The sequence below is a fragment of the Cyclobacterium sp. SOCE241 genome (genome assembly GCF_056867545.1).
Map to the genome: position 1 here is coordinate 5254141 of NZ_CP149779.1, position 24888 is coordinate 5279028.

At 38.9% G+C, this 24888-nt stretch carries 20 protein-coding genes and 5 pseudogenes; 13 read left to right on the top strand and 12 right to left on the bottom strand.

Annotation, left to right across the window (positions count from 1 at the left end):
- Positions 1–303: 303 nt before the first annotated feature.
- Positions 304–984: pseudogene (locus tag WG932_RS26740) on the top strand (metallophosphoesterase); the annotation flags it as partial.
- 219 nt (positions 985–1203) lie between these two features.
- The gene (locus tag WG932_RS26745) at positions 1204–1509 is read left to right on the top strand and encodes a hypothetical protein (protein WP_483085951.1); all 306 of its coding nucleotides are present in this window, start codon (positions 1204–1206) and stop codon (positions 1507–1509) included.
- Positions 1510–2050: 541 nt separating this feature from the next.
- Here the strand turns inward: WG932_RS26745 and WG932_RS26750 are convergent.
- On the bottom strand, positions 2051–2422 hold the full coding sequence (locus WG932_RS26750) for a phytanoyl-CoA dioxygenase family protein (RefSeq protein WP_483085952.1): 372 nt from the start codon (positions 2420–2422) through the stop codon (positions 2051–2053).
- Between the two features lie 128 nt (positions 2423–2550).
- Positions 2551–2766 carry a hypothetical protein gene (locus WG932_RS26755; protein WP_483085953.1) on the bottom strand — a complete coding sequence of 72 codons (216 nt, stop codon included), beginning with the start codon at positions 2764–2766 and terminating at the stop codon, positions 2551–2553.
- Here WG932_RS26755 and WG932_RS26760 point away from each other — a divergent pair.
- The gene (locus WG932_RS26760) at positions 2698–2895 is read left to right on the top strand and encodes a hypothetical protein (protein ID WP_483088768.1); all 198 of its coding nucleotides are present in this window, start codon (positions 2698–2700) and stop codon (positions 2893–2895) included. The genes WG932_RS26755 and WG932_RS26760 overlap by 69 nt on opposite strands.
- Positions 2896–2963: 68 nt before the next feature.
- On the opposite strand, the pseudogene WG932_RS26765 reads toward WG932_RS26760, so the two are convergent.
- Positions 2964–4458 (bottom strand): annotated as a pseudogene (locus tag WG932_RS26765) (IS1634 family transposase); the annotation flags it as partial.
- A gap of 100 nt (positions 4459–4558) precedes the next feature.
- Here WG932_RS26765 and WG932_RS26770 point away from each other — a divergent pair.
- Positions 4559–5017 carry a hypothetical protein gene (locus WG932_RS26770; protein WP_483085954.1) on the top strand — a complete coding sequence of 153 codons (459 nt, stop codon included), beginning with the start codon at positions 4559–4561 and terminating at the stop codon, positions 5015–5017.
- A 178-nt stretch (positions 5018–5195) separates the two neighbouring features.
- On the opposite strand, the gene WG932_RS26775 is transcribed toward WG932_RS26770, so the two are convergent.
- The 4 genes from WG932_RS26775 to WG932_RS26790 all read right to left on the bottom strand — a co-directional run bounded on the left by WG932_RS26775 (position 5196) and on the right by WG932_RS26790 (position 8273).
- Positions 5196–5426 carry a phytanoyl-CoA dioxygenase family protein gene (locus tag WG932_RS26775; RefSeq protein ID WP_483085955.1) on the bottom strand — a complete coding sequence of 77 codons (231 nt, stop codon included), beginning with the start codon at positions 5424–5426 and terminating at the stop codon, positions 5196–5198.
- Between the two features lie 300 nt (positions 5427–5726).
- A complete protein-coding gene (locus WG932_RS26780; protein ID WP_483085956.1) occupies positions 5727–5879 on the bottom strand; it encodes a hypothetical protein in 153 nt (50 codons plus the stop codon).
- A gap of 255 nt (positions 5880–6134) precedes the next feature.
- Entirely contained in the window at positions 6135–7256 is a 1122-nt protein-coding gene (locus tag WG932_RS26785; protein WP_483085957.1) for a M48 family metallopeptidase, read from the bottom strand.
- Between the two features lie 12 nt (positions 7257–7268).
- Positions 7269–8273 (bottom strand): PorP/SprF family type IX secretion system membrane protein, encoded by a 1005-nt coding sequence (locus WG932_RS26790; protein ID WP_052316229.1) that lies wholly within the window; start codon positions 8271–8273, stop codon positions 7269–7271.
- A 178-nt stretch (positions 8274–8451) separates the two neighbouring features.
- On the opposite strand from WG932_RS26790, the gene WG932_RS26795 reads away from it, so the two are divergent.
- From WG932_RS26795 to wecB, 6 genes and pseudogenes are all read left to right on the top strand, one after another.
- On the top strand, positions 8452–8931 hold the full coding sequence (locus WG932_RS26795; protein ID WP_483085958.1) for a hypothetical protein: 480 nt from the start codon (positions 8452–8454) through the stop codon (positions 8929–8931).
- Between the two features lie 131 nt (positions 8932–9062).
- The gene (locus WG932_RS26800) at positions 9063–9323 is read left to right on the top strand and encodes a hypothetical protein (RefSeq protein WP_483085959.1); all 261 of its coding nucleotides are present in this window, start codon (positions 9063–9065) and stop codon (positions 9321–9323) included.
- 47 nt (positions 9324–9370) lie between these two features.
- Entirely contained in the window at positions 9371–10909 is a 1539-nt protein-coding gene (locus WG932_RS26805) for a hypothetical protein (RefSeq protein ID WP_483085960.1), read from the top strand.
- The gene (locus WG932_RS26810; RefSeq protein ID WP_483085961.1) at positions 10906–13485 is read left to right on the top strand and encodes a T9SS type B sorting domain-containing protein; all 2580 of its coding nucleotides are present in this window, start codon (positions 10906–10908) and stop codon (positions 13483–13485) included. The genes WG932_RS26805 and WG932_RS26810 overlap by 4 nt, the downstream gene beginning before the upstream one ends.
- Before the next feature lie 3 nt (positions 13486–13488).
- Positions 13489–14240 (top strand): annotated as a pseudogene (gene yaaA / locus WG932_RS26815) (peroxide stress protein YaaA).
- Between the two features lie 209 nt (positions 14241–14449).
- Complete coding sequence (wecB, locus tag WG932_RS26820; protein WP_483085962.1) at positions 14450–15547, top strand: non-hydrolyzing UDP-N-acetylglucosamine 2-epimerase; 1098 nt, start codon at positions 14450–14452, stop codon at positions 15545–15547.
- A gap of 27 nt (positions 15548–15574) precedes the next feature.
- On the opposite strand, the pseudogene WG932_RS26825 reads toward wecB, so the two are convergent.
- Positions 15575–16338: pseudogene (locus WG932_RS26825) on the bottom strand (class I SAM-dependent methyltransferase).
- Between the two features lie 307 nt (positions 16339–16645).
- Between WG932_RS26825 and WG932_RS26830 the strand changes: the two are divergent.
- Genes WG932_RS26830 through WG932_RS26840 form a run of 3 tightly spaced genes read left to right on the top strand, consistent with a single transcriptional unit; the run spans position 16646 to position 20699 of the window.
- Entirely contained in the window at positions 16646–17848 is a 1203-nt protein-coding gene (locus WG932_RS26830) for an efflux RND transporter periplasmic adaptor subunit (RefSeq protein ID WP_483088727.1), read from the top strand.
- A gap of 54 nt (positions 17849–17902) precedes the next feature.
- Positions 17903–19216: an ABC transporter permease gene (locus WG932_RS26835; protein WP_149393480.1), complete on the top strand. Its 1314-nt coding sequence runs from the start codon at positions 17903–17905 to the stop codon at positions 19214–19216.
- Positions 19209–20699, top strand: coding sequence for a TolC family protein (locus WG932_RS26840; protein WP_149393481.1), 1491 nt, complete (start codon positions 19209–19211; stop codon positions 20697–20699). Before WG932_RS26835 ends, WG932_RS26840 begins: the two co-directional genes overlap by 8 nt.
- 233 nt (positions 20700–20932) lie before the next feature.
- Here the strand turns inward: WG932_RS26840 and WG932_RS26845 are convergent, their stop codons facing one another.
- The 4 genes and pseudogenes from WG932_RS26845 to asnS form a co-directional block, all read right to left on the bottom strand.
- Positions 20933–21385 (bottom strand): hypothetical protein, encoded by a 453-nt coding sequence (locus WG932_RS26845; RefSeq protein ID WP_014020785.1) that lies wholly within the window; start codon positions 21383–21385, stop codon positions 20933–20935.
- 125 nt (positions 21386–21510) lie between these two features.
- Positions 21511–22335 (bottom strand): hypothetical protein, encoded by an 825-nt coding sequence (locus tag WG932_RS26850; RefSeq protein WP_483085963.1) that lies wholly within the window; start codon positions 22333–22335, stop codon positions 21511–21513.
- Positions 22326–23027, bottom strand: coding sequence for a hypothetical protein (locus tag WG932_RS26855; RefSeq protein WP_483085964.1), 702 nt, complete (start codon positions 23025–23027; stop codon positions 22326–22328). Before WG932_RS26855 ends, WG932_RS26850 begins: the two co-directional genes overlap by 10 nt.
- A gap of 343 nt (positions 23028–23370) precedes the next feature.
- Positions 23371–24821, bottom strand: a pseudogene (gene asnS, locus WG932_RS26860) (asparagine--tRNA ligase).
- Positions 24822–24888: the final 67 nt, after the last annotated feature.

Sequence of the window (24888 nt, forward strand, 5' to 3'; positions counted from 1 at the left end):
TGTTTTGCTCTAATGAATTCCTATGGCTTGCTTGAAAGCCGGTGGCATATTGTGCCTATTAAAGGTTCTCAACTTAATGGTATTGAAGAGAATTGCTAAATTCTTTTAACTATATTTGTTTATTGTCAATAGGGTTTTCACTTCTTATTTATTCTCCCATCAAACCTACTAGTGGATGAATCTTCGTTTTAATGTTTACTTATTTTTGGCCGTATTTGTTTTTGGGATCTCATGTTCGGAAAAAAAGCAAGAGGCATTCAATTTTGTGCAGTTGTGTGATACTCAGTTAGGCATGGGGGCTATGCACATGATCTAAAAACTTTTAAACAGGCAGTTGTACAAATCAATGAGATGAATCCTGACTTTGCTGTAATATGCGGGGATCTGGTGCACAATGCAAGCGACAGTTCTTATGCTGATTTTCTAGAAATCATGGAAAGCTTTGATGTGCCGTGTCATGTGGCTCCCGGAAATCATGATGTAGGAAATGTGCCTAATGATTCTTCCTTAAGTTATTACCGAAAAACCATTGGACCGGATTATTTTAATTTTGATAACAAAGGGTATTCTTTTGTTGTGACCAATACGCAATTGTGGAAGGAAGATGTCGCCGATGAATCAAAAAAACATGATCATTGGTTTGGGGAAACATTAGGTGCCCAAAAGGCTAAAAATGCTCCGATTTTCGTGATTGGTCATTACCCCTTATTTTTGGAAGGGCCGGATGAAGAAGAAAAATACTTCAATTTGCCTCCTGCAAAACGTGCTGAGTTATTGGGTTTATTCAAAGAGAATGGAGTAGTGGCTTATTTATCCGGGCATACCCATGAATTGGTAATTAATGATTTTGAGGGGATTCAATTTGTCAGTGGTGAAACAACTAGCAAAAATTTTGACAAGCGGCCTTTCGGATTTCGAGTTTGGGAGGTGTCCACAGATACCATCCAACATCATTTTGTCCCATTAACTGATGCCGATGAATAAGAATAGTTTTTCGGAATGGGATTGGTTGGGGTGCAAATATAGTAAGACCAAATAATTGCCACTAAAAGTTTTAAAACATAAGCTCATGAGCCAAACTAAATATGAACCATTTTTAACTATTGAAATCGACCATTCCTATTTTAATGGGGAGAATCAAGCACCGATTTCAATTTTACCCACTAAAAATACAACTCATTTTTTTCTCGGTATGGATTGGTGATGAAACAAGAGCAAGGAACTATTGTACTGTTTGCGTCATCTACCGTCCCTTTGGTAGGGTTATTTGAAAAGGTTGTCCAAGATGCGGAGATTAATTCCTTGGATTTTGAAATGAGAACGGAAGATGTTTTTTATAGGAATTATACAGATCTACCGGTAGGTTCAAATGTGTCTGCAATTTATTCAAGTGCAGGAACTTTGGATCAAATTGAACAAGAGTCCATTGAGCTTTTGCCTGAGTTTGAAGGTGTTCAGAATTTTGACGTTATAGGCATTATTTCAAATCGAGGTAAAAGACCTGATTAAGATATTGAAACTAAAAGATTGCAAAGTTTATTTCCAAAATGGAAGCACGTTCTACTTTTTGGCAATATAATGTTTTCAACCTGAATACTTTAAATGGATTGGCCATTGTAAGCGATTCGGGGATCGGAGTTTTTCGGACCAACTGAGGGTTTTATTTTCAAATGGATGGAGAGGCCTGCAATTTGCTAGTATGGAGTTGATTCCTTGTAGAGAATTTTATAGCAATTCATTCGGGTTAGTGGGAAATGGGAGTCTGATAATGAAAGGATTGCCTATTCCATCGTGGAGACTATGGAAATCAGCTTAATTGATGCAGTACCGATTGCTTATTCTTCGGTTTTTGTTTATTTGTAGGTAGCCGAAATATTTTTATTCGTTTACAGTTAATTTTTTCATCTTCCAATGGTTTGGAGAAATCTATTTTTCATTTTTTTCTAAGCCGAGAATGAAAGCGGCTTCTTTTGATATTCTATCCAGTGTACTTTCCTTGATATATTTACTTTGGTCGGTCTGTTGAACTTGGTCTCTTTTACAAAAATAGCTATGAATGGCCCTCCTGGGCGGGTGCTGTGGTTAGTTGTGCCTCCATGCCAAGTATGGGAATTAAGATAACAACAGATCCCGCCTCCCTTACAATGATTTTTTCATCGGGATGTGAATCCAGCGGGTCATTCATTACTTCTGCAGGCAAAGTGGGGTTCAGATGGGTGCCGGGAACTACCCTCGTCGCACCATTTTCTACATGAAAATCATCTAATAGCCAGATAGAATTACAAACCATAAATTCCTGGTTTTGTATTGACTCAGGCCAGTCCACATGAAGTTTCTGTAAGCCTGCGCCAGGAAGTGCAGCCCTGTAGTTGAGGGAGGAAAGTTTAAATTGCTCTCCAAGAACTAGGCTAATTGCCGCCAAAACTTTGGGATGAGTATAAAAGATATCAAAAGCGAACTTTCCTTTATTGACTAGGTTCCCGAGTCTGCATGCTCCTGCCTCTTTAGGATGCCTTATGCTTGGAATTCATCAATTCAACGCCTGCATCTTCACCTCTTCTTCAGAATTTCATTGATACGATTTCTTATGGCTCGTAGGCTGTTATCGTCCAATAGTTTACCTAGGTTGAGGTAACCGTTTTTCCTTAAGAAGTCTTGTTCTTCTTGGCTTAGCAAAGTAGAAGAGACGCCCATTTTATGGAGGATATTTTTCATGGTGTTTTGGGTTTGTTTTATGGTTGCTACAGTAAAATTTGCCCTACTCAAGCCGTTCCAATCGCTTTAAAAGTGGGGGTGGGAATAGTGGATAAACACATAGGCAGGGTGAGGGTCAATATCAGAAGAAGTTTTGACAGAAAGGGTTTTTTAATGCGCTGGCTAATGGTAGACCACTGAAAGTGGTTTCGCAAAATGATCAGCTTCAAATTCATTCTCCTGGCTTCGACACTGGGACACCCAAAATCAAAAACGAACATTTTCGCTAGATTTTGTTGACTTTCAGTCAAAAATAGGGTCTTTCTTAGCTTTTTCCCTGAAGATTTGAGTTGTACTTCTACAGTATAAATTCCTTTTTTTGCTTTATTTCTATGGCTTTTTGGGATGAGAGTTTTGATCCTTTTTCCAATAATTGCCTTTCCAGCTCTTTGTATACTTTGTAAGCAACGAATGCTATACTTATATGTGCCTCAATTCTACGTTGTTTATAATGAAAAACTGGCCTCACTTTATTTCGTTTTTGGTTATCCTAAATGCCTTTTCTATTTTCCATAGATTATTATAATTCTCAATTACTTTGTCTTTATCCAAGTCAGTATTTGTGATATATCCTTTGAGACCATCCCATTTCCCATCCTTTTCAAATTTTTCCATGTCTAGGGCAATCTTTACCTCTCCATCCATTTTGAGGTATTTGGTATAGCCTCTATTGTTGATGTGGGTTTTGTTGAGCTTCCCAGTTTTTATCTGTTTTTCTAGCTTTTTAAAACCTTTCTCCCTGTTTACCTTATCTTTTTTTGCTCTTTTATCTGAATAACTGACAACCATCCTAAGTTCCTCTTCCCAATCTAGTAATCTACTCTCTCCGTTTTCAAGTTCTAGGCCAATACCTTCTCTTTGCTTTATCTGATGATGCTTTCAGTCTTGCTCTAAAAATAAAACTCATATCCATTTTTACGTAATTCTTGAACATTTCTTTTTGATAATAACCCTGAGTCTGCAACAACAATTGGAGCGGGTAGACTGTACTTTCTTCTGAAAGTTTCTATGACTGGAATATTGACATGTCCTTCAAACTTATTACCCTCAAAGATCTCATAAATAGAGGATAGCCTTCCAGACCAGCAAGAGCCCAAGACAATCTGAGGTTTTGATGCTTGCCTTCCTTGGAAAAACCTGTTTTTCTCAAATCATCTTCCTGATCCACTTCAAAATAGAGAGTTGTCACATCATAAAAAACGATATTAATGCTACCTCCTAATACCTTCTTTGTGTGTTCAAAACTGATCAACTGAACTGTTTCCTTGTAGTTATTGTAAAAAGCTTATCCATATACCTATATAGATCCTGAACTTGGAATTCAAGACCATGATAAGTGGATAAATAATCACAAGTTTCAGTTTGCTGGCTGGAAAACAGATTCGTGAATAGACCAACCATCTAAAAATATCATCATTGATAACATTGAACCCGATATCGTTGAATATCTTATCGAAGTAACTCTGTTCCAGAAACAGTAATTTTCTACCCGATCAAGGACAGAATCGGCAATCTGTTCTTCATTATTAAACGGTATCTCAAGATTACCTTTATACTCTTTAATCCATTGCTCTCAAATTACAAGCTTTTTCAACTTCGGACTCGATGGAACTACTTCCAATCGTTTTGGCAACTTTTGTATTTCCCTCTAACTTTCTCGATTACCTGAACACTTATCTTACCACTTTTATTTGGCTTTCTCATAGAACGAACATGCCTAAAAGTACTAAAAATCCCCTCCTGGGACACCTAAATTAAAACCATAAAAAATATAAATCACTATTATACAGTTGTTTACATTCTAATGGGACTGACCATTGTCGAAGTCAGGAGAACGGAAGATGTTTTTTATAGGAATTATACAGATCTACCGGTAGATTCAAATGTGTTTTCAATTTATTCAAGTGCGGGAACTTTGGATCAAATTAGACAAGAGTCCATTGAGCTTTTGCCTGAGTTTGAAGGTGCTCAGAATTTTGACGTTATAGGCATAATTCAAATCGAGGTAAAAGACCTGATTAAGATATTGGAAACTAAAAAGATTGCAAAGTTTATTTCCAAAATGGAAGCGCGTTCTACTTTTTGGCAATATAATGTTTTCAACCTGAACACTTTAAATGGATTGGCCATTGTAAGCGATTCGAGGATCAGGTTTTTCGGACCAACTGAGGTTTTATTTTCAAATGGATGGAGAGGCCTGCAATTTGCTAGTATGGAGTTGATTCCTTGTAGAGAATTTTATAGCAATTCATTCGGGATTTAGTGGGAAATGGGGTCTGATAATGAGAAAAGTTGCCTATTCCATCCGTGGAGACTATGGAAATCAGCTTAATTGATGCGGTACCGTTGCTTATTCTTCGGTTTTTGTTTATTTGTAGGTAGCCGAAATATTTTTTATTCGTTTACAGTTAATTTTTTCATCTTCCAATGGTTGGAGAAATCTATTTTTCATTTTTTTCTAAGCCGAGAATGAAAGCGGCTTCTTTTGTTATTCTATCCAGTGTACTTTCCTTGATATATTTACTTTGGTCGGTTTGTTGAACTTGGTCTCTTTTACAAAAATAGCTATGAATGGCCCTCCTGGGCTGGGTGCTGTGGTTAGTTGTGCCTCCATGCCAAGTATGAGAATTAAAGATAACAACAGATCCCGCCTCCGCTACAATGATTTTCATCGGGATGTGAATCCAGCGGGTCATTCATTACTTCTGCAGGCAAAGTGGGGTTCAGATGGGTGCGGGAACTACCCTCGTCGCACCATTTTCTACATGAAAATCATCTAATGGCAGATAAATTACAAACCATAAATTCTGATTTTGAATTGAGCTCAGGCCAGTCCCATGAAGTTTTTGTAAGCCTGCGCCAGGAAGTGCAGCCCTGTAGTTGAGGGAGAAAGTTTAAATTGCTCTCCAAGAACTAGGCTAATTGCCGCCAAAACTTTGGGATGAGTATAAAAGATATCAAAAGCGACTCCTTTATTGACTGGGTTCCCGAGGTCTGCATGCTCCTGCCTCTTTAGGATGCCTTATGCTTGGAGATTCCATCAATTCAGCGCCTGCATCTTCACCCTCTTCTTCCAGAATTTCATTGATACGATTTCTTATGGCTCGTAGGCTGTTATCGTCCAATAGTTTACCTAGGTTGAGGTGGCCGTTTTCCTTAAGAAGTCTTGTTCTTCTTGGCTTAGCAAAGTAGAAGAACGCCCATTTTTTAGAGGATATTTTTTCATGGTGTTTTGGGTTTGTTTTTTTTATGGTTGCTACAAGTAAAATTTGCCCTACTCAAGCCGTTCAATCGCTTTAAAAAGTGGGGGTGGGAATAGTGGATAAACACATAGGCAGGGTGAGGGTCAATATCAGAAAGAGTTTTGACAGAAAGGGTTTTTAATGCAGCCAATGGTAGACCACTGAAAGTGGTTTTCGCAAAATGATCAGCTTCAAATTCATTCTTTTTCTACTCAAATAATTCATACCTATTCCAATTATCATGGAAATGGGTGAAAATAACATGGTAAAACCTATGATATTTAAGTGGATGGCCATTTGGTTGGCTCCGAGGGCCATGCTCAATGGTTCACTGAAAATAAAAAGAGAGAGTATGTAAAGCAATAACCCAGTCTGAAGGACTCCTGCCGCCATTCCGGATTTTATATGCCCTTTTTTGTAGTGGCCAATTTCGTGAGCCAAAACAGCGACCAGTTCTTCCTGCGAATGTTGATCGATTAGGGTGTCATAAAGTACAACCTTTTTTCTTTTGCCAAAGCCTGAGAAAAAAGCATTGGCTTTTGAGGAGCGCTTACTCCCATCCATCACAAACACATTCTTTAAAGAGAAATCAACAGATTGGGCGTAACTGGTAATCGTTTCTTTCAATTCACCTTCCTTCAAAGGAGTCAATTTATTAAATAAAGGCAAGATGAGTCCGGTATAAAATAAATTGGCCAATAGCATAAATAGAGCAGCTACAATCCAGAAAATCCACCAAAAATCCTGTCCCAGTTCCAAGATTAACCACAATAAAAGTGAGAGCAAGGCCCCACCAATAATGATGGAAAGGAGGTATCCCTTTACCTTGTCTATGAAAAACGTTTTTACTGTGCTTTTATTGAAGCCAAAGTCATTTTCTATTTTGAAAGTTTGGTAGTAATCGAAAGGTAAAGATAGAAGGTCTGACCCGATAAAGATTATGGCAAAATAGGTCAAAGTAAGCAATATTGGTGATTGAAGGTATTGCCTTAACCATTCATCAAACCAACCAAATAAACCGAAAACAATCAAAAGAAAAGTTATAACAAAAGAAAAAGTGTCGGAAACCAAGCTGAAATTATACTTAGTACGTTGGTAAACTTTGCTTTCTTTTAGTTTTGCTCCATCCAAGTAACCAATTAGGTTTGCCGGAATCTCAGTAGTCTTTCTATTTACATTGAGGTAATCAATTAATTTTTCAAAGATAAAATTAAAGCTTACTATGAGAAGTATAAGGTATTTGATTGTCTCTTGATCCATGACGTAAAATTATTAAAATTTCGGACATGGCAGTATCGTATCCCTTTTTCTGGGAGCACCGGGGTTTTTTGGTGGAAAGATATAAGAAAGGCTCACTTCATGTGCTCCACCGGATTGAATACCTAATTTGGAAACTGTGTAATCAAAACTGTATCCCATGTTTAGCCCTGAGGGCAAATTAAAACCAAGCATCAAGACGATCGCATCTCTATTGCTCTGCTTTTCTACAGGCTTGTAAGGAAGTCCTCTGTACCATAATCCTAGCACAACCGGTTCTAAATAAAGATAACCACCTAGGTCTAATTGCTCAAAAGGACCTTGGCGCTTGTAATTAATGGTGGGAGTAAAATACCTTTCCCTATAAGTATGGGTAAAATCGTTGCGTGGTGCCCCTCTGCCCAAAGATATCCTGTACCCGGTATGGATGGAATACTTGATAGGAAGACGGCTAATGTTTTCGTCCAAAAAACTTTGATTGGGGCGATTGACATGATGGGTGGAAAGTCCAAACCAAAAATTGTCAGTAAAGAGCAAGCCACCAAAGGATGCGGAAAATAAACCAACAGGGTCTCCCAAACCAATAATGTCATTTCCTGGTAAAATTGGCCCAAAAGGGTCCGAAGGATTTATTTGATTGGCAAAGACCAAGTTTTCATAAAAACCAATGTCCCTGCGGATATAACTTGCCTGAAATCCCGGTTTAAAGTATAGGTTATCTCCTAGTTTGAGTTCATAGGATAAAATCCCGGAAATAGTTGTGGATTGCAAGCCGGAAACGCCTTCGGTATCATTGGTAACCAAAAATCCTACGCCTACATTGTACTCTTCCAGAAAAGCATCTCCATAGGCGGAAAAAGTAGAAAAGTTAGCATCCATTCCCGGCCATTGGTTACGGTAATTTACCCCTACTCGCGTGGCTAACTCAGCTCCTGCAAAGGCAGGGTTTAAATAAAGCGGAGCAGCATAGTACTGGCTGTATTGCGGGTCTTGGCTATAGGCGTTAAATCCAAAGGCCATTAGGACAAGAGTTAAAAAACTGTATTTATTTGTGCCTGAAACAAAGATTTATTCGTTTATTGAATACCAAACAGTTTATAAACGTATAGCTATTACAAACTGTATGCAAAGTTGTGCCTAATTTATGAAATCTAATCATTATAAATGCATATTTAACTTATTTATTAAAGTAATACCTTTGATAGGGTGTTTGAGTTTTCCCATGGGCTCGGATGCACAAAGCTATAACAACAATGAATGGATTTTTGGATATTGTGAAGGAGGAGACAATAATTACATCTCTTTTGGTAAGGATGGAAAGGCCAATGTTGAAAGCCTTTCGGAAAGCATTACCTTTGGTAAGGCCAATTCGGCCATGGCAATAGATCCGATTTCCGGGGAAATACTATTCTATACGGATGGAGCTTTGGTTTACAATTATTTAAACGATGCCATGCAAGGGGTAGTAGGGGAATTGGGTGGTGTAGAAACATCCAAACAATCCGTTGCCATATCCGCATTGGATTATGAACTTGACCCCAATGGAGCCAAAGATTTTTATATTTTTTATATCAGTTCAGATGGCCTGCTGCAGTACAGTTTAGTAGATATGAATGATCAGGGTGGGGCACCGGCCAACCAACCTCCGGCAGGGGCAGTAAGCCAAGGGGGATCATAGGAGATGCTCAAGGTGCTATTTTAACTGTTAAATCAGGTAGTTCACCGGATTATATCATCAGTTTTGATGATGGGAATTTAACAGCAAAACGACTTGAAGACCAAGAGGGCCAGTTTACAGATACGGATACGTTGTCATTGACCTCAGCACCTCAAACCATGATGTTTGATGAAGAGAGGGGCATATTGTACATCGTTTCAGGCATTGCCGGAGAAGATATTTTATCCATTCCTTTCGATCCTGATACAGGGGCCTTTGGAACACCTGAAACTTTGCCTGGAACAGGAGGAACTGAAATAATTACAGGGCTGGAAGTGTCTCCGGATGGAGATTTCCTCTATTATGCGCAAGGTGATGACCTGATGAGGTTTTTATCAGTGATGAAGCAATAGACCCGGAGATTCCCGAAAGTCAGATCCCTTCCGCTACCGCCGCCTCAATGCCTCTTGAAGCTGAAATATTCAAAATCTATGATGTTAAGGTAGGGCCTGACGGGCAACTTTATTATATATATGAAGAAGTTGAAGGAGGTCCTCAATATGTTGGCAGGGTTACCAATCCGGATGAATGGACTTTAATAGGATTGGAAATAGAAGAGCTTCCATTTAATGGAAGTGATTTTTGTGGAACAGTATTTCCTCAATTCTCACCCAATATTGATTTGGGGCCGACGGTTGATTTTACCTGGCAACCGGAAATGCCTTGTATGAATACTTCCATTCAATTGACGAGTGAGGTGACACCTTTGAATTACCGTCCTGTAAGTTTTGAGTGGGAGATTTTACCCCCACTTACTGATGAGAATGGTGAAGAGATTGAGATGGACCTGACTGTTGAACATTTGTTATTGCCCCAAGAGGCAACAGCTGAAGAGCAAGTGACTGTAAGTTTAACTGTTACCTATGCCAATGGTGAAACAGGGAATGTCACCAAGAGTATTCCATTGACAGAAAACAATTTAACAGCTCAATTTAGCCCTTCTGACACTACCTTATGTGAGCCGGCTTGTATTGATTTAATGCCACTCATTGAAGCGCAGAGTGAAAGTGAGGATGGTGGACAAGGAGGGCAGCAAGGAGGAGGATTAGGTGGAGGAACAGGAGGCCAAGGGCAAAGTGGGCAGAATTACGAATATTTTTGGTCCAATAAGAGAGATGAAGGCTGGGGGCCGGAAGCGCCGAATGAAGTTTGTGAACCGGGATATTATTGGGTATTGGTTAGAGAGCAAGGATCCAATTGTTATGCTTATGCAGGGATTAGGATCAAAATATGGGATGTAGAAGATCAGAGCAATAATATTTGGTACTTTGGTGATGGTGCAGGTTTGGATTTTAATAGAGACCCTGATGACCCGGATGCCCCTACACCTCGTCCTATAGAAACTCCACACCCACAAGATATCCCTGCAGGAGTTACCACGGTATCAGACCAAACTGGGCAGGTTTTGTTTTACACAGATGGACAGACTGTTTGGGACTTAAATGGTGATGCAATGCAAAATGGGGAAGACATAGGAGGTGATAACCTGTCGAGTAGCAGTGTCTTGGCCGTGCCAATCGCAACAGATGAGACCATGTATTACTTATTTACTACCCAATTAGGGGCAGGAGGAGAGAATGAGGTGAAGTACTCACTCGTAGATATAAAAGGGGATAACCCCGATGGGATAGGGAATGTAGTTACAAAAGACAATCTATTGTTTAGCCCCAGTACCCAACATTCAGCGGCGTTTAATTCAGGAGATACCATTTGGGTGGCTTTCCATGAACAAGGAAACAACACCTTCAGGTTGTACCCTATCAGCGATGAAGGGATAGGTCAGCCCGTGTTGAACTCGGTAGGGAGTAATTTTGATTTTGGAGATGGAGTGGGAACCATGAAATTTTCAAATGATGGCAGCAAAGTGGCCATTACTTTTCAAGTCGGAGGGAGAATAAAGTTGAAATCTTTGATTTTGATCAGGAAACCGGAGAAATGACCACCTATGCTCAGTTGGATATGGGCGCCGAAGGGAATATATATGGGTTAGAGTTTTCGGATGATTCAAATAGAATTTTTGTGTCTTATACCGATGGCGGGCCCGGAATTGAAGAGTATTTTATACAGGGACTTGAGGAAACCGATAATAGTGATCCGGAAAACCCGGTGACAACGGTGTGTCCTGAATGCTTTGAAGACGCTAGAAGTCAAGAAGCGATTCAAAGCTGCATACTGTCAAGTAAAGAAGTAATTCCTGATACCCAAAGTCTTGCTTTGGGTGCCCTTCAAATGGGACCTGATGGGCAAATCTATACCGCGGTTGTGGGGTCAAATCAGATCGGCCAAGTGCAAGTAGGGAGTAGTTGTAATCCATCCACTTTTACACAATCGGGAGTAGAGGCCATGCCCGGTACCAGCAATTTAGGTTTGCCTTCATTTGTGCAAAATTCTGGCAGTTCAATTCCTGACCCTGCACTTGATGGTCCGGATAGGCTATGTTTGAGCAATGATATTGGTGCCTTAGGAGAATTTGAAGCAGGAGGAGAACCCGATATTGATACCTACAATTGGACCATATTCAATGAGGAAGGAGAGGTTGTGGATGAATTTTTAAATGGCGGAGAGGACCTACAAGAATTAGAGTATTTCTTTCAGGAAGTGGGTATTTACACCGTTCAGTTACAGGTAGACAGGTGTGGTAGCCCTTGGGAAGAAGTGTTCAGACATGAGGTTGAGGTGGTTCCTTCTCCGGTAATTACCTTACCTGATGAGATATCACTTTGTGGAGAGGAGATATCATTGGTGGCTGTAGACCCCGATGATCCTAGAATGGATGAATATTTGTTTAGATGGGTAAATGCAGCAGGAGTAGTGGTTGGCAATAGCAATGAGTTACTTGTAACTGAAGAGAGCATTTACACTGTTTTTGTATCTTATGCCATACCAGAAGACTATGATGAGGATGAGGAGTACCAAACTTGTCCTGCTAGTCAGTCTGTTTTTGTTGGTCCACCCTTTGATTTTACAATTGAGCAATCTTCAGCAACAGTTTGTTATGGAGATTCTGTCCGTTTTTCTCCCGACACACCGGTATCCGGGCTTTGGTCAATTCGTTTGGGAACCAGTGGTGAATATTCTGAAATTGGAGAAACTCAGGAATTAAGTTTGAATACCACTGACCTTGCCGGGCCGGGAACTTATGAGTTATTATTCCAAGCAGCTGATCCGCTAAATAGCAATTGCATAGTTGAGAGAACAGCCACTTTAGATGTAAGCGGGTTACCAGAATTTTCGGTGACAGAAATAGAACCTTCAGAAAGCTGTACGGTGACCAGCGGAAGCATAATAGTGGAGGCGAATGCTCCATTGGATAGTTTGGTTTTGGAAGAAACAAATCAAATTTTCACAACAGTTCAAGAAAATGCCCAAATAACTTTTGATGGCTTGGCACCCGGAACTTACACCTTTACAGGCTTTATTGGGTCCTGTGAAAATACACTTACTGCCGTTGTGGAAAACAATACCCCGCCGGAGGATGTGACTTTCACTGTTTCAACCTTGCCCGAATCATGTAGTGATACCGGGCCTCAGGATGGTGCCATTGTTATAGTTTTTGATGGAGACCCTGTTTCCGGGGAATACACCATAACCAATGTGGCCACTGGAGAAGAAGCCAAGGCTACTTTTTCAGATCAGACTAGTATGAATATAGTGCTTCCGGCCGGGACCTACGTTGTGGAAGTATCCAATGAATTGGGTTGTGTGGTTCCTGCTCCGGGTACTTATGAAATAGATTCAGGTGAAGAAGAGATTTCGCTGAGTAGCCCCGGATTCTGTGGAGGTGTCCTTACCTCGGAAATTTCCTTGGACAATGAAATTTCTGCTACAGATAGAATTGAGTGGTACAGGGTGGTAGGTGCTACCAAGAATTTGATTGCAGGTGAAGAAAACCCTGTATTAATAGTACGAGACCCTGGAACTTATGAGGTTCGGCTGTTGAATGAGGCAGGTTGTCTATTAGGAATTGAGCAAATTACCCTCAATCAATCGGATGCTCTTCCTCCGGTATTGTCTCCAAATTATATTATTTGCGCTGCATCAAATGATTTGGTTACTCTCGATGTCGGGTCGTGGGACACTTACGAATGGAGCAAGGATGGTGCTGTGGTAAGTATCACACCAACTTTTACACCTACAGTAGAGGGAGACTATACATTGTTTGTAGTTGATGCGGAAGGGTGTGATTATACGATTGAATTTAGGATTACAGAAGTTTGCGAAGTGAATGTGACCTATCCTAATGCCATAAGGCCAGGTGATCCGGACAGGAATTTCTTGATTTATACGACCGGGGACATTGACATGCTTTCTGTTTTGATTTACAATCGGTGGGGTGAATTGATTTATTTCTGCGAACAAGAAAATATTTCAGAAAACCTTTCTATTTGTGCTTGGGATGGCATGGTGGATGGTAGAAAGGTGCCTTCGGGAACATATCCGGTAATTGTGAAGTTTACCAATGAACAACAAAATATAAACAAAGTAAAAAGAGACGCAATTGTCGTAATTGAATAGTATATGATAGTATTGATTTCCCCAGCCAAAACCCTTGACTACAGTTCCACAAATATTTCTATTAAAAGCCAACCTGAGTTTAAAAAAGAAATTGGGGAACTGGTTTCTATCATGAAAAAAAGTCAGGTAAATCGATTCAGGATTTGATGGGGGTAAGTGAAAATTTGGCTGAATTAAATGTAGACCGTTATCGGCAGTTTTCAGATGTTTTCAATGAAGAAAATTCTAAGCAGGCTCTTTTAGCTTTCAAAGGAGATGTGTATACCCATATCGATGTAGATTCTTTTTCTACCGAAGATTTTTCCTTTGCACAGGAACATTTAAGAATTTTATCAGGGCTATACGGGCTTTTGAGGCCCATGGACATGATTCAGCCTTATAGGTTAGAAATGGGGATAAAATTAAAGAATAAACGAGGTAAGAACCTCTATGAATTTTGGGGGGATAAAATTACCAAAGAACTTAATGAACTTGCCGGTGAGCAACCTGTCATTAACCTGGCCTCCAAGGAATACTTTAAAGCAGTGAAAAAGAAATCCTTAAAATCTCAGCTTGTAAGTCCCATATTTAAGGAATATAAAAACGGTTCTTACAAAAATATTGGTATTTTTTCCAAACAAGCGAGAGGCCTAATGACAGATTTTATCATTAAAAATAAAATAGAAGACCCTGAAATGCTAAAAACCTTTAATGAAGGGAAATATGAGTATTCAGAAAGCAAAAGTAGTTTCGATGAATGGGTATTTATTAGGTAATAATTTAACAGCTACTTTTAGGAGAAAGTTTTACTATTGACGTCCTTTGCAGGGAAAATAGAATTTAATCCAATTGAAAAGACGGGATATTTAATTAAAAGTTTTACTTTTTTAAATTGTTTTGGTTATATTATTCGAAATATTTAAGGGGTGAAATCCTCTTTTTTTCATATTTATTTGGTAATCTTGATAAATTTAATTTTTGAAATATGATAAGCATAGACTTGATTGCAGGGGCACGCCCTAATTTTATGAAAATTTCTCCAATAATAGATGCGATTACTGCAGCTGCAGGAGAAGGGAAGGCAATTACTTTTAGACTGATTCACACAGGCCAACATTACGACAAAAACATGTCCGGAAGCTTTTTTGAACAGTTGGGGATTCCTGAACCGGATGTAAATCTTGGTGCAGGTGGTGGTACTCAAGCTGAGCAAACTGCAGCCATTATGATTGGTTATGAAAAATTGCTGATGGAAGGTGAAAAACCGGATCTTTGCCTAGTGGTAGGAGATGTTACCTCTACAATGGCCTGCACGATTACAGCTCAAAAACTTCATGTAAAAGTAGCGCATGTGGAGGCAGGAATAAGGTCTGGAGATTGGTCCATGCCCGAAGAGATTAACCGTATGGTTACAGATAGTATCACAAATTTCTTTTTCACTACCTCTGAAGTAGCGAATGAAAGCCTAAGGAAATCCGGAGTTGAGGATGAGCGCATTTTTTATGTGGGTAATACCATGATCGATACTTTACTTAAGCATAGACCTAGGTTTCAAAAACCGGAAGTTTGGGGTAAAATTGGCTTGGAAAAAGGGAAATACATTGTGATGACTTTACATAGACCTGCAAATGTAGACCAAGAAGAAAAACTTAAAGAATTGATTCAAGAAATCATTGACCATTCAGGAGGCTTACCATTAGTTTTTCCAGTTCATCCCAGAACCAAGAAAATGCTTCAAAATTTAGGGATATCCCATGAAAGGCTGCATATGATTGATCCTCTGGGCTACTTAGAGTTTAATTACCTTGTAGAAAGTGCCAAGGCCGTGGTTACCGATTCAGGAGGGATCACGGAAGAAACCACAGTTATGGGAATCCCTTGCATGACTTTAAGGGACAATACCGAGCGTCCTGAAACCATTACTGAAGGTACCAATGAATTGCTTGGTACAGATCCACAAGCCATTAAACCGGCCATGGAAAAATTGTTTTCAGACAACTGGAAAACAGGAAAAGTGCCTTATTTATGGGATGGTAAAACCGCAAAAAGGATAGTTGAGGTATTGCTTCAAAAATTAGGTTAATTACTTTATATATAGACTGTAAGCTATTTACTGCCCTTTCTGACAATAAAAGATGATTTCTTTTTCAGGAAGGGCAAATTTTTTCGCCATTTCTTCCGGTAATTGCTTGACAAAGTTGTTTTCCGATACCATCAAACCGGACTTGCTCAGCCTTTTGGCATAGTCTTTACCATATTTTCGGACATGATCGCTTTGACCAAACACCCGTTCTCTTTCTTTGGGGTCCGTTATGCTTTTGTCTTCAAGCGTCACCTCTTGTTCGTATACAGGAGATTGAATAATTCCCCAACCATTTGGTTTCAAGACCCGATTGATTTCCGCGCAAGCTTTTATGTCATCTTCCACATGTTCCATAACATGGTTGCAAAAAACTACATCAAATGAATTGTCTTCAAAAGGGATCTGGTGGATATCCATTTTTACATCTGCTAGCGGTGATTCTATGTCGCCGGTGATGTATTCCAGGTTTTTTAATTTTTTAAAGCGACCTAGAAAACACAATTCCGGAGCTACATGCAAGACTCTTTGTGGGGCTGTGAAAAAGTCGGTTTCTTTCTGTAAAAAAGCCACATCAGCCGATGTCTTTCCAAACCCAAACAATTGGGACACAGCGCGTTTTCCCTTGCAATTCTTCCGTAGGGTAAAAATTTACGAAATCCTCTTTGACAGATATTGCAGGTTACATTTGATCCTGTATAAATTACTGCAGCGATTTTTAGGAAAAAATGGCTAAAGAGCTGTAAATATTTTCTAGGGATATGGCGAATTGTCCAACTAATCATCGATTTCATATTGCAAATATAGAAGGTAGTGTTGAAATGGCACTTCGTTTGTGGAAATTCATTGTTGCGCCAATTGGAAGCTTATCACTTAAATTTAAATGTCAATTGAACACTTTAATTATTATTCTAATGGCTATATAAAATGCTATGTGGAGATGTTTTAGGTCTCAAAATGGTTAAGTTTGAATGTATTTAACACAATCAATATGAAAAGGAATCTAATATACGTTGCTCTTGGAAGCCTATTGGTTATCGGAGCCTTGTATTTTTCTTTGCTTCAGGAAGTACCGGAGTAGAAAATAATATTTTGGCAACTGTGGAGAAGGGAGAATTTCGTGTAGAGATCACTACATCCGGAGAATTAGAAGCCCTACGTTCTGTTCAGGTATTTGGTCCGGCTGAAGCTAGGAGATTTCGAATTGGAAGCTTTACCATCGACAAAATGGTGGACGAAGGAACGGTAGTACAAAAAGGAGATTTCATTTGTTCAATAGATAAAACGGAATTGTTCGGTCGCTTAGAAGATAGAAGGTTGGACTTGGAACAGACCAAAGCCCAATATGAGCAAATTCAGTTGGATACCTCTTTGAATTTGCGCGTAGAGAGAGACAATATTCTAAATCAGCAATACATTGTTCAGGAACAAGAATTGATTTTAGAACAATCACAATTTGAGCCACCTGCTATTATCAAACAGAATGAGTACAATGTAGAAAAAGCCAAAAGAGAACTGGATCAAGCCAAAGAAAGGTATAGGATTAAAACCCTTCAAGAAAAAGCCCGCATGATGGAAATTGCTGCCAAACTTAGGGAAGATGAATTGGAGGTGAAGCAAATGGTGGAAGTTTTGGATAAATTTGTAGTAACAGCTCCTCAGGATGGCATGGTGATTTATGTGGATTATAGGGGCTCAAAGGTGAAAGAAGGCTCACAAATCAACTCTTGGAATCCCGTTGTAGCTACTTTGCCTGACTTAACCACCATGCAAAGTATCACCTATATCAATGAAGTGGACATCAGAAGAGTTAAGGTAAACCAACAAGTTGAAGTGGGAATGGATGCATTTCCGGATAAAAAATACACAGGTGAGGTGAAAAAAGTGGCCAATGTAGGACAGCAAAGACCAAACTCTGATGCCAAAGTTTTTGAAGTAATTATAGAAATTAACGAAAGCGACCCACTATTGCGTCCTTCGATGACCTCTAGCAACACCATTATTGCTGATAAATTAGACGATGTGCTATATGTACCATTGGAAGCTGTAAATGTGGCCAATGATAGCATCAATTATGTTTATCTAAGAAATGGAGTAAAGCAAGAAGTATTGTTAGGGATGACCAATGCCAATGATGTAGTCATTGAAAAAGGTTTGAGTCAAGGTCAATATGTTTACCTAAATACCCCTGACTGGGGAGAAAATATTGCCATAAATTTACTTGAGGAGTTGAATGGTAAAAGAAATCTTGATAAAAAAGAGGAGGAGGAAGAGCCATTGGCTACAGTGACAGATACTTATTAGATAACTGGATTTTTTAATTTATATCAATCTCCTTAAAAAAACCAACCAAGATTTATGTTCAATGAAAGGTTATTAGCAAATTTCTACATTGCTTTCGAGGCTGTATTGGCCAATAAGGTTCGATCATTATTGACTGCTTTAGGAATTATTTTCGGTGTAGCAGCGGTAATAGCCATGTTGGCGATCGGCACTGGAGCACAGCAGGAAATTATGGAGCAAATCAAGCTGGTAGGGGTAAATAATATTGTCATAGAACCTATTGTTGAGCAGATTGAAGAGCAGGTAGACCAAGACAATGGAATGGAACGGGAGAAAAGTAAATTCTCTCCGGGCTTAAAGCTGGAAGATGTCCAAGCCATTCAAAATGTAATTCCCGGAATCAATCGCATTAGTCCTGAAATTGTCATGGACACTTATATTGTCAAAAGTGGTATTCGCCGTTCTGCCAAACTAGTAGGAGTGGATGTAGCTTATTTTGATGTGTTGGATTTTCAATTGAAAGAGGGGCGAATGTTCAGTAAGAAGAATCTTGTGGAAGGAAACCCTGTTTGTATCATTGGCAGAAATGTGGCAGCCAGATTTTTCCCCAATGAAAACCCCATTGGCAAACGAATAAAGAGCGGGAGCCAATGGTTGGAGGTCATCGGAATCCTTGAAGAGCGGCTTGTTTCTGAATCCAGTATCTCTAAATTAGGGATAAGGGATTTTAATATGGATGTTTATATTCCTATTCAAACCATGTTGATCCGTTATCGGAACAGAGATCTGGTCACAGAATCAAGGTTAAATGATTCTAATAGTAATAGCTCCGGTAATTATCACCAAATTGATAAATTGGTAATTCAAGTTTCAGAAAGTGAACTCTTAAATCCAACGGCAGAGGTTTTAGCAAAAATGCTTGAGAGGAGACATTTTAATGTGGTAGATTTTGAGATCACCATCCCTGAACTTTTACTCAAACAGCAACAAAGAACTCAGAATATTTTTAATATAGTCCTGGGAGCAATCGCCGGTATTTCTCTATTAGTGGGAGGAATAGGGATAATGAACATCATGTTGGCTTCTGTGATGGAAAGAATAAAAGAAATTGGCCTAAGACTTTCGTTGGGAGCAAAAAAGAACGATATTGTAAATCAGTTTCTGTTCGAGTCAATTATGATCAGTGTAACTGGAGGGGTGTTAGGTGTTATATTAGGTGTGGTTTTGGCACATTTGGTATCGACCTTCGCTGATTTCCCTACTGTGATTACTTTAAGTTCCATCGTTTTGTCTTTTGGTGTAGCGGCCACTGTTGGATTGGTGTTTGGGATCACCCCGGCAAAGCGTGCTGCAAGTCAAGACCCTATAACTTCTTTGCGTTATGAATAAAAAATATTTATCAATTACAATTGCCCTTCTTTTTCAGGTTATTTTTTCTGCCTCTGCCCAAGAAGTGGTAAGTTATACACTTGAAGAAATTATTGAAAGGGCAAAAAACCAATCCCCAGCTGCCCTAAACGCTGATACCAGAAGGGAAAACAGCTATTGGTCTTATAGATTCTTTCAAGCTGCTTATAACCCACAATTGAATTTAGAAGGCACACTCCCAAGTTACTCTCAATCATTTACTAACGTAACCCAACCTGATGGAACCATTGAGTTTAGGGAAGTAAGGCAAAATTTAGTTGATCTTGAATTGGGCTTGAGGCAGGTAATAGCCCCTACAGGAGGTAGATTATCTGTAAATAGTTCAACAAGTAGATTTGATAATTTTCTTGCTTCGGACAATGAAAACCAAACGCGATGGAATGGTGTGCCTGTAAACATTCGTTTGGACCAACCAATATTTGCCTACAACCCCTATAAGTGGGATAAAAAAATTGAACCCATCATATATGAGGAAAGTAAGCGGGAATATGTTGAAGAAATGGAGCAGATTAGCAGGAACGTAACCCAAATGTTTTTCAACTTTCTCGTAGCCCAGGTGAATTTGGACATCCAAACTAAAAATTTACAAAACTCAGAGGCCATACTAAAAATTGAGCAAGGCAGGTACAATATAGGGACTACTTATGAAGATAAATTACTTCAGGTAGAATTGCAGGTACTTGAAGCCAGACAAGGAGTTGCCCAGGCAAAATTGGATATGGAATCATCCTCCTTATCTCTAAAATCTTATATTGGTTTGAATGAAAACACTACACTAAATTTAGTATTGCCAAGTGAAATTCCTGATTTTGATGTCGACGTTCAAAAGGCCATAGAATATGCTTTCCAAAACAGGTCGGATGCGATCAGGTTTGAGAGGCAAAGAACAGAAGCTGAAGCTAATATCGCTCGAGCAAAAGGAGAAAGATTTCAAATGAATTTGAATGCTAGCTATGGTTACAATAAAGCAGACCTTATGTGGTCAGGCATATACACTAATCCAAATACCCAAGCCTTGGTAAGTTTGGGTATTAATGTTCCAATTCTAGACTGGGGCAGGAATAAGGCCAGGATGAGTATGGCCAAAGCCAATCAAAAACTGACTGAATTTGAAATTGAGCAGGAAATCATCAATTTTGAACAAGAAATTTTTACTAAGGTGAGGAACTTTATTATGCTTAAACACCGAGTAGAAATCACAAAAACCTCTGATTTAGTGGCAGATAAACGTTATGAGATTTCATTCAGAAGGTACCAAAGTGGCAATGTAACAATAACAGATTTAGGCATAGCACAGCAAGAAAAAGATCAAAATAGAAGAAGTTATGTGGAATCCTTGAGGGAGTATTGGATGGCTTATTATGAGCTTCGTGAACTTACTTTATACGATTTTGAAGCAGATAATCTTTTATATACACCTGACATGGGCTTTTTAGAAGATTGATAATTTAGTCTGTTTTTGAGCTAGTAAAAGCTTGGGTTTAGCATTAGCCAATTTCATGAAATAGCTACCATTGGCAGTTTGCTATTTTGTGCAGTTTCCCTGAGAATGACTGTAAGTTTCAATATTGGAAATAAATAAAGCATCCGAATTAAGGATGCTTTTATATTGATAGCCGGCTAATCCGGAAACAAGAATCAATTATTGAATAAAATCCTTGTTTTAATAATTTAACCTTAATGTGGCCAGGGTTTGGTAATTCTTTCTTTGATATAGGCCTTATAGGAATTGCCCAAACAATAAATACCTGCTCCGAATAAAAGGGCTATATGAAAAAGACCGTTGTTATAAACACCTAGAATGGCGCCAAACGCATCTAAAAAAGATTGAGAATGTAAAATATGATCTCTTACCCAGCCTATAGAAAAAACAACCCGTAAAAAGATTGACAATATAGCCAATACTCCGGCAGCTATACCAATCACAGGTTTTTTGTAATGAATAATCAGTCCAAATGCAGCAAAGGTTTCGATTGCTGCCAAAATTATTGACCAAAATAGGTTGTACTCCAATGCTCCTATTAATTTTAGCTTTGTGAAGCCTCCAAATAATAGCAGACAGGCCAGAGATATTCTAATAATATGACCTCCTATGGCCTCAACTTTCAGGTATTTTAAGAATGTTTCCAAGTAATCAATATAAGAATTATAGCGAAATATTGCATAAAGGATGCCAATTTTATTCTCTTTTCCGATTAATTGATTTTATCACAAAGGGAAATGCCATTTTTCCTCCTCTTAAGAGCTGTATAGGATCATTTTGCTTGTATCAATGCCAGGCTTCCTGCGTTTGTCAGTGTTTTGATTGAAAGTTTATTCCCACCTTTTAGCAATATGGGCTCTTCCCATTCTGAATTCTTTAAGTTTATCCAAGACATTTTAAACTCCTTGTTGTGTGCGTTCAAGTCTAATTTCACCTCTCCTTCTGAAGGGAAATAAAGCAGGTAAGTTTCATCGATCTTACCTATTAGGAAAGCCTCATTTTCCACTCTGTCTGACAAACGATCCATCATGGGTTTTAAGTCCCAAAATTTCACCTTTTCTTCTATCTTTCTTATGGTTCGAATGCTTTGTATGGACGGATTACTTAATCCTAATCCATGTGGAGGCCTATGAAATCTACTGGAAGCAAAGCCACCTAAAATATTTCTAAAGAATGTTTCCACAGCATGTTGGGTAGTAATACCTCTTGAAAGCCATGCTCCATGTGCATCACTACCATAAATTTTAACCGAATTTACCGGTCTGGGATTGCTCTTGATGTAATTGAAGACATATTGTGCATTGTGCCAATTTATTTCTCCGGTTTGATGACTGTTTTGGGAGATGTCTATGAAATCATACCGCTCCGGATGGTCTAATGTCCTTTTATGTTCTGCTGATTTCAGGTCCCAATGGTCCCACATTTCTGTTAGGACAATAGTTTTTTCACCTGATTTCTCCCTCAGGAATGCTGCCCAATAGGTGGCCCATTCTTCCTTTCCACTTGTTTCATTGTCCAAACAGTAAAGGACATTGTTGAAATCTAAAGAAATGGAAAGCAGTTTTTCAACGAATGCCTGCTGGTATTTTAAAAGCAACTGATTGTCTTCAAGGCTGGGGGAGTGAAGAAGAAGGGTTGTTTGTTTTGACCCGGATGATCAGGATAGAGGCTATCCAACTTAGCTTCTATATAAGTATAATTTATATTGTTTTTGGGATTGAATGGATCAGTTTGCCATTGTTCCCTGGCATGGTCAAAACGATCCCAGATCTCTATTTGAACAATGATGCCCCTTTCTTGGGCCAGTTTTAATAGGTCTTCAAATTTTTGCCAGTAAATGGGATTCCATTGTTCAAGATTATACTTTCCATCCTCATTTTTAAGAAAGGCCTTTTCATCAGTTTCATCCCTATCGCTCATGGTATTTCTGACATAATTTCCACCAATCATAGCGATGCTGTCTAGGTGAGACTTCAAATTTGGAAGTTGAAATAAATTGTCATTGTTTGAGGCACCTAGCAAGAGTAACGGTTTTCCTTTGTATTCCCAATAGCCGGGATTTTCTGACCAAGGCCGGATGCCTGTGGCTGATTTTTCTTCTGTGTTTTCAATTTTACCATTACAAGCAGCGAATAAAAGGATAATTGAAAGGGAGTAAATGTAGCCAACCCTTGAGTTTTTGTTAATTATGTTACCAGTTAAACTGTTGGCTGAAATAATAGTAGTCAAAAGGTTATTTGCTTTTCTCCAGAATAAACGACTATAAATGGAATTTGTAAATGGGTTCATGGGTATATTGTTTCAAGGGAGAGTAATGATTAGAAGTAAATTTCATCTTCAAGCGGTATTTGTGCAAACCTTATGCTTAAAAATATTCTGAGACAAGGCAATACCTTTCTAATATCAGTTATTTATTCCACAAGAAGAATTATCCTGTCGAAAATTTAAATAGATGTAGAATTGAAAGGTAACGAAGAAGCTTTTGATTCTACCGCATCAAATAGCTGTTCATTAATGTTTTAATTGTATTGGAATAAATTATGCTCCTAATGATTAAGATATTTAATACACAAAAGAGGCTCAAAAATTGATTTCTGAGCCTCTTAAACTTTAATTCTATATTTTTATCCTATTAAAACTCTGCATTTCCGGGAGTTCTAGGAAAAGGAATTACATCTCTGATATTTCCCATTCCTGTGACAAACTGCACCAGTCTTTCAAATCCTAAGCCAAATCCTGCGTGGGGAGCTGTGCCAAATTTTCTGGTATCGAGGTACCACCACATTTCCTCTTTGCTAATTTCCAATTCATCCATGCGTTGGGTTAGTTTGTCGAGGTTTTCTTCTCTTTGAGACCCTCCTACAATTTCACCGATTCCCGGAAATAATATATCCATGGCTGCTACAGTCTTGTTATCCGGATTTAATTTCATGTAAAATGATTTGATTTCTTTCGGATAGTCAGTGATGATGACAGGTTTTTTGAAATGCTTTTCCACCAAGAATCTTTCATGTTCAGATTGCAAATCTGTTCCCCAGTCTTCTATAGGGTAGGCAAATTTTTTCTTTTTATTGGGCTTTGAGGCCTTTAATATATCAATGGCTTCTGTATATGTAATTCTCACAAATTCATTTTGGGTAACAAAGGAAAGCCTTTCCAATAAGCCCAGTTCACTACGTTGGTCTGCTTTTTCACCTTGTCTTCATCTGCAGCACGTTTGTCCAAGAAAGCAAGATCTTCTTTACAATGCTCCAAAGCATAGCCTATGACAAATTGAAGAAAATCTTCTGCTAGATTTTGGTTGTCTTCAGCATCATAAAATGCCATTTCAGGTTCAATCATCCAAAATTCTGCCAAATGGCGGGTGGTATTGGAGTTTTCAGCCCTAAAAGTGGGGCCAAAGGTGTAAATTTCGGACAGGGCCATAGCTGCAAGTTCTCCTTCCAATTGTCCGGAAACAGTTAGGTTGGTGGCTCTTCCGAAAAAATCTTCTTGAAAATCGATTTGTCCGGCTTCGTCAATTGCAGGGTTCTTTAGGTCCAATGTAGTTACTTGAAAGGTTTCACCTGCACCCTCTGCATCAGAAGCAGTGATAATAGGAGAGTGTATATAGACAAAGCCTTTGTTGTGAAAGTATTGGTGTATGGCAAAAGAAAGCTGGTGACGGATGCGGAAGATGGCACCAAAGGTATTGGTCCTTACTCTTAAGTGTGCATTTTCCCGTAAAAACTCAAGGGAGTGTTTTTTAGGTTGGATGGGGAATTTTTCCGGGTCAGCTTCTCCCAATACTTCTATAGCGCTAGCTTGAATTTCTGTCGATTGTCCTGACCCTTGAGAATGAACAATTGTACCTGTGATTTTTAAACAGGCTCCGGTATTTGCTTTCTTAAGAATATCTTCAGAAATTAATTGTGGATCGGCTACACATTGGTAATTCTGGATGCAAGACCCGTCATTAATCGCTATGAAAGTTACATGCTTGTTGCTCCTTTTGGTTCTAACCCAACCCATTAGGGTTGCTTTTTCATCCGGAGTAGGGTTCTCCAGTAAATCTTTTATTTTAATTCTTTTGTTAAATGACATGACGATACCTTGTTATAAAGAAAAAACCCAAAAGGGGGCACATTTAATTTGAATGCAAAAAAACGAT